3 protein-coding genes and 1 pseudogene are annotated in these 2,864 nt (G+C 42.0%); 1 reads left to right on the top strand and 3 read right to left on the bottom strand.

Annotation, left to right across the window (positions count from 1 at the left end; genetic code table 11):
- Positions 1-204: transposase (locus A7325_RS13620; protein WP_156508561.1), on the top strand; the 204-nt coding region annotated here is incomplete at its 5' end.
- Positions 205-228: 24 nt separating this feature from the next.
- Here the strand turns inward: A7325_RS13620 and A7325_RS12960 are convergent.
- From A7325_RS12960 to A7325_RS13885, 3 genes and pseudogenes are all read right to left on the bottom strand, one after another.
- Positions 229-1,080 carry an NERD domain-containing protein gene (locus tag A7325_RS12960; protein WP_227515024.1) on the bottom strand — a complete coding sequence of 284 codons (852 nt, stop codon included), beginning with the start codon at positions 1,078-1,080 and terminating at the stop codon, positions 229-231.
- A 44-nt stretch (positions 1,081-1,124) separates the two neighbouring features.
- Positions 1,125-2,432, bottom strand: a complete 1,308-nt coding sequence (locus A7325_RS12955) for an RNA-guided endonuclease InsQ/TnpB family protein (RefSeq protein ID WP_068408793.1) — start codon at positions 2,430-2,432, stop codon at positions 1,125-1,127.
- Positions 2,433-2,549: 117 nt separating this feature from the next.
- Positions 2,550-2,864 (bottom strand): annotated as a pseudogene (locus A7325_RS13885) (hypothetical protein); the annotation flags it as partial.

Here is a 2,864-nt window from a genome sequence, read left to right as displayed (position 1 = left end):
GTCATACCCGTTAAGTCGAACTCTAAAAACAGCAACAATGACACACTAGACTGGTATTTGTATCGTTGCCGTCACTTGGTAGAAAACGCTTTTGCTAGGTTGAAACATTTTAGGGGCATTGCCACGCGATATGATAAGCTCAAAGATAGCTATGCAGCAGCGATAATGCTTGCTTGTGTCTTTATCTGGTTGCCACTCATTTGAATTCTATACACGCCCTAATATCACCTAATTAATATTCACCACACCGCGACACTTAGGAAATTGACTGCAACCAAAAAAGGGCTGACCTTGCTGCTGACCTTTTTTAGCAACGCGCTTGACCATCTCACTATTAAACTTCGGGCAAGCGGGAGTATTATCAGAAATGATTGACGCTTCAACTTGCTCGATAATAGAAGGCTCCTTAGTAGCAGCTTTCTCTATCTTCGGCTCTGATTCCAAAACCTCAAATGGGGTAATAAAGACAGAATCATCATTAATCAGTTGAGAGATAGGCAGAACATTGCTAGAAGGGAAAAACGGAGCGTCGCTCGCTTCAACTTCCGTTTGCCCAGACCATCGCAGTACTTCTCTGCTTTGAAGAATGGTCTTTTTAGGAGGTTGTTTTACTATTAATTCAGGCGCAGGCTGATTCGCTGATATAGTAACTGACTTAGCATTTGGTTTATCACTAGCTTGCTTGTTTGACGGATTATGCTTCTCTTTTAAATAGGCTTTATGCGCTCTGTTAGTACGCCAAGACTTGCTAAATCGATTGTTTTCAATTTGCTCAACAATGGCTTTGACTTCTTCATCGGTAAGCATTTTATCTTGTTTTTTCTTAATATAAGATGCCATGCCGCTCGTCAATACATGCTCAGGTAGTTCATCGCGAGTTTTAAGCTCACACTCGCCGATAAAGGCAATCATCGAATGGAAATAACTCATCTCCAGTTCTAATAAATCAGACAGCGTTTTTATATGCAAATAATTTTGCCGCAATGGATTTTGAAATTTATACTTGCGACCCATAATGACTTGCGTCCACTGTCTTTGCTTCTCATTACCAAAAATCCAGCCTTTTTGACATACTCCCACCACTTTCGCCAAGCTCAAGTGGGGGATTCTAAAAGCGTTAGCTCTTAGGCGACCTTCTCACGAGGGTTGCACGTTTTCTGTTTCATCGGGCGACCTTTACCGCATCTTCCCTCCGCAGACAACACGGCATGTCCTGCCGCTAATATGTTACGAGCCGCATTGACATCAGCGTTCGCAACATACATACATTTGACGCACTCAAACTTGGACTGAGATTGTCTATTTTCTTTGGCGATATGTTGGCATTCAGAGCAGGTTTGGCTGGTGTATCGTGGATTGACTTTGACAAGTAAACCACCGCGCCACTGCTGCTTGTACTCCAGCATATCAATCATCATGCCCCAACCTTGATCTAAAATGGATTTGTTCAATCCTGACTTGGCTTTGACGTTTTTTCCTTTTTTCTCCATCGAACCACTGGCAGACTTCGACATATTGGCGACTTTTAAATCCTCACAGGCAATCATGGCGTGGTTTTTGCTGATTGTGGTGGTGATTTTGTGCAAGTAGTCATGGCGAATATTGGCGATGTGATGGTGTAATTTTTGAATCTTGCTGTTTTGCTTTTTCCAGTTTTGGCTAAACATAACCTTGCGGCTCAACTGCCGTTGCAGCTTGGCCAGTTTGACCTGATTGGTTTTAAAGCTGTTTTTGGGTTTGATGTATTGACCATCTGAGGTGGTAATCAGTTTGGTGATGCCTAAATCAATCCCTACGGCGCTTTTCGAGGGATGAATTGGGTTTTGTTCCAACTCCCGCTCCGTGCCAAAAGACACGTACCAGCGCCCTGATTTTTTGCTGATGGTGACGTTTTTGATGGTGCCGATGATGTCTTGGGACTTTCTGAATTTTACAAAGCCAACACCATTAGGCAGTTTCACTCGATTGCCTTGAACCTTGCAGTATTTGTCAAATTGCACCAAGCGCATGGAGTCGTTCTGATCGGATTTGCGCTTCCACTGCGGCATCAAAGGTCGGCGCTGTATTTCGGTGCCATCGGCCAGTTTAAAGAATTTAGGTTTACGAGATTTCTTTTTATTTTCTTTGTACCTTGCATGGACTTTTGGATCAAAGAACCGCGCCCAAGCCGATGCTAAGTCACGAATTTTTTGTTGCAAGGATACGGCATTAGAGCAGGTTTTCAGGTAGGCAAATTCAGGATTGTTCTTTAATCCCGTTATTTTATTGACCAAATTGGTCACATTAATAAACTCGCCTTTAGCAAACATCTCGAATGAGGCGGCCAAAATTTGATTCCAAACCAACCGCGCAGAACCGACAAGCTGAGTCAACATAACCCCTTGTTCTGCATTAGGCTCAAGCCTAAATTTATACGCTTTGTTGATTTTCATGGAAGGCGCTTAGTGAGTTCATAAATATAATAATACTTAATTATTGTATCAATAATTTAGGGTGTTTGATACAATTTTAATGAGGCATCTATGTAAAAACTAAGAATTATGCGAAATTCACCTCCATCCTAATGTCGGATGGAGTCCTCTTTCGCGGTTTTGATAGACGGACTTGGCGAGTTTGCCCCTAATGAATGATTTTGATTGAAGTTTGCCAATGATGATTATTTTATTAGTCTTGGTAAGGTTGGTGGTAAATTTATGAATCAAGTCTTGGCGTGTATTTTTAATCTTGGCGTGAATCGCCTTAACGCTTTGTTTGTTTTTAGCCCGCTGAGCAATGCCTAGTTTTTTAGCGTATTGCTGGGTGACTTTGGTTTTTAGTACCTCACCATTACTTGTCGTTGCTGAGTCCCTGCAACCTAAATCAAT

This window comes from Psychrobacter sp. SHUES1, assembly GCF_001652315.1.
GTDB classification, from domain to species: Bacteria; Pseudomonadota; Gammaproteobacteria; order Pseudomonadales; family Moraxellaceae; genus Psychrobacter; species Psychrobacter faecalis.
Note: the sequence above shows the minus strand (reverse complement) of the source record. Positions and strands in the feature narration are given on the sequence as shown.